At 48.3% G+C, this 3,234-nt stretch carries 1 protein-coding gene and 2 pseudogenes; 2 read left to right on the top strand and 1 reads right to left on the bottom strand.

Translation table 11 applies throughout. The features are described 5' to 3' along the window. Positions 1-85: 85 nt before the first annotated feature. Complete coding sequence (locus BBW68_RS07350; protein ID WP_070134629.1) at positions 86-1,387, top strand: M20 family metallopeptidase; 1,302 nt, start codon at positions 86-88, stop codon at positions 1,385-1,387. Positions 1,388-1,514: 127 nt separating this feature from the next. Next, positions 1,515-2,465, top strand: a pseudogene (locus tag BBW68_RS07345) (IS110 family RNA-guided transposase). A 124-nt stretch (positions 2,466-2,589) separates the two neighbouring features. Here BBW68_RS07345 and BBW68_RS07340 read toward each other — a convergent pair. Next, positions 2,590-3,171 (bottom strand): annotated as a pseudogene (locus BBW68_RS07340) (IS3 family transposase); the annotation flags it as partial. Between the last annotated feature and the right edge of the window lie 63 nt (positions 3,172-3,234).

Below are 3,234 nucleotides of genomic sequence, written 5' to 3'. Positions count from 1 at the left end.
ATTAGTTGACCACTACACTCCATACACTAGATTTGACAATAACTCGCATTGTCTGGAATAAATCCATTTGGGATAGGCCCTAAGAATGAAAGCTAAAATATTATTTTTAGTATTAATGCTGTCCTGTATCAGCAACATCACGGCAGCAAATGCAAAGTTAAGTTCAGATGAAAGAGTTTTAATCAATTACATTGATAAACATAAAAAAAATCAACTCAAACTGCTAGAGAACCTAGTCAATATCAATAGTGGCACGGGAAACCGCCCCGGAGTTGAAAAAGTTGGGGAACTGGTTAGAACTGAATTAGATGACCTAGGTTTCAAAACACAGTGGGTCAATCTCCCCGCCTCGATGAGGCATGCCGGTAGTTTAGTTGCTAGGCATAGCGGCCCGGGAAAGAAAATTTTGATAATCGGCCACCTAGATACAGTTTTCCCTCGCAACAGCCCGTTTCAGTCATTCACACTTTCGTCAGATCAGCTATCAGCAACAGGACCGGGAGTCATTGATGATAAAGGTGGCGTAGTCACGATTTTATATACACTCAATGCGCTGAATCACGCAGGAAAATTGAAGCATGCCAATATAACGGTAGTACTTACCGGGGATGAAGAACAGGCAGAAAAACCGACCTCCATCTCACGTAACGCACTGAAGGAAGCCGCTCAGGGCAGCGATATTGCACTGGGATTCGAATTTTCGCTGGCCGAAAATCAGCTGGTGACAAGAAGACGAGGATTGAGCGAATGGTACCTTTCAAGCAGTGGTAAACCAGGACACTCCTCCACAATATTCCAGACTGCATCAGGGGATGGTGCCATTTATGAAACAGCGCGGGTGCTGAACAGTTTTCGAACTACCCTTTCGAATATTCCGGGATTAACGCTTAATCCAAGTATTATCCTAGGAGGACAGACTGTTAACGAAGATACGCAGCAAAACACCGGAAGCGCCAGCGGGCAGAAGACAATCATTGCAGCTCAGACACTTGTGCATGGTGATTTGCGGTTTTTATCAGATAAGCAGAAATGTATGGCTGAACAAAAGATGCATGAAATTATGGAGACCTCGTTACCACTAACCTCCAGCCAGTTGATATTCAACAACATAATGCCTGCTATGCTGGAGAAAAATGAGAACAGGCAGCTTTTAGCTGAGTTAAGCGATATTAGTGTAACTTTGGGGGGATCGAGCTTACAGGCTGTACAAACCACTGAACGTGGGGGGGCGGATATTTCATATATTGCACAATATGCTGCTGCCAGTCTTGATGGCCTTGGCCCCTGGGGCAGGGGAACTCATAGTCAGAATGAGACACTGGAAGTCAAGTCTCTTCCTGAAGTGACTAAAAGAGCGGCTATTTTTATCAGCCGCCATTTGGATTAGCAATTTAACCAAGTGTTATAACTTGGTTAAAAAAGATGCCTAACGAATGGAAGGGACTTCCCCTGATTATGCGCCTGATTAACTCTTGTGCAATCATGGGGTACACATCGTCCCGGATGAATTCGTTATGACTATCACGACTGTCGGTATCGATTTTGCTAAAAATGTGTTTGCTGTTCAAGGTGTTGATCAAAATGGTAGAACTGTTCTGGTTAAGCCTAAAGTATCACGTGCTGCACTTCCTGAGTTAATTGCAAGTTTGCCTCCCTGTGCTATCGGGATGGAAGCATGCTCCGGGGCTCACTACTGGGCAAGATTGTTTCGGCAGTATGGTCATGAGCCACGTCTGATGGCTGCTAAGTTTGTATCGCCTTATCGTATGGCCGGAAAATCAGGAAAAAATGATGCAGCTGATGCTCAGGCTATCTGTGAAGCTGTTCGTCGTCCGCATATGCAGTTCGTACCAGTGAAAGACGAAAGCCAGCAGGCCATGCAGTGTTTACATCGTACCCGTCAGGGTTTTATCGAAGAGAAAACAGCAACGTATAATCGTCTGCAAGGATTGATATCTGAATTCGGTGTCATCGCGCCACAAAGTGCTGATGCCCTGCGCCACATAGTTTCTGTGCAGAAGAGATCTTTACCGCTTCAGGTTCAGCAATGTGTTGATGATTTGATGGAACACGTTGATCGCATTGAAGCTAACATCACTGAATATGACCGAATTTTGTCCCGCATAGCCAAAACAGATCATCGCAGTCAGCGGCTGATGGAGCTAAAGGGCGTTGGTCCCACAACGGCCTGTGCACTGGTCGCCAGTATCGGTAATGCACATAATTTTAAAAATGGACGTCAACTGGCAGTTTGGCTGGGGCTGACGCCATCACAATACAGCAGCGGCGGAAAGTCGAAACTCGGCAGGATCACAACTGCGAACGCTTCTGGTTCAGGGGGCTCGTTCAGTGCTTATTGGCGCTGGGAAGACTAATTCAGCCGTTGGGTTTGTATGTTGGTTGAGCGCAGAGGGTACTGGCGGGCTGTTGTGACCATCGCCGCCAAAAACGCGCGGCTATGTTGAGCATCACTACATTACGGTGATGATTTCCGGCTGTACTCAGCCAACTAAAGCTCGAAGCAGTATAACCATCTGACCTGCAATTCGTTGATGATAAAGGGTTAGACCCCGTGAGGTGTAGTGGCCAACTAATACTGGCCACAGCATTAGACTGTAAGTAGTACAGCCGCTCAGATTCGTTGGGCGTCAGACTGCCGTTATACCAGTGGGGCCTGATAGCGCTGTAATATCCCGTTATATAGCGGATTATCGCGCCCTGGGCTTCGCTGAAGCTGTTATAGCCCTTCGTCGGCACCCATTCGGTCTTCAGGCTCCGGAAGAACCGCTCCATAGGGGCGTTATCCCAGCAGTTTCCCCGTCGACTCATACTCTGCTTTATCCTACAGCGCCACAGCGCCTGCCGATATCTACGGCTGGTATAGTGGCTGCCCTGGTCGCTGTGGAACGCCACGTCTGTTGGCTTACCCCGAAGCTCCCAGGCCATCTGCAACGCTTTGACCGTCAGTGCCGAGTCCGGTGACGTCGACATGGCCCAGCCCACCGGTTTACGTGCAAACAAGTCCAGCACCACCGCCAGATAAGCCCAGCATTTACCCGTCCAGATATAAGTCACATCGCCGCACCAGACCTGGTCCGGCCCGGTAACCGCGAACTGGCGGTCGAGATGGTTCGGTATCTCAACGTGTTCGTTTCCGCCGCGTTTGTATTTGTGCGCTGCTATCTGGTATTAGGCGACAATTACTCTGACCGGGTCGCGACAATTACTCTGGCC

The sequence above is a fragment of the Candidatus Erwinia dacicola genome (genome assembly GCF_001756855.1).
GTDB lineage: Bacteria > Pseudomonadota > Gammaproteobacteria > Enterobacterales > Enterobacteriaceae > Erwinia > Erwinia dacicola.
The sequence above is the reverse complement of the archived record's forward strand: the minus strand, read 5'-3'. Positions and strand labels throughout refer to the sequence as shown.

Excerpts from the sequence above, each read along its gene's own strand:
- BBW68_RS07350 (WP_070134629.1), top strand. The coding sequence starts at position 86 with ATGAAAGCTAAAATATTATTTTTAGTATTAATGCTGTCCTGTATCAGC.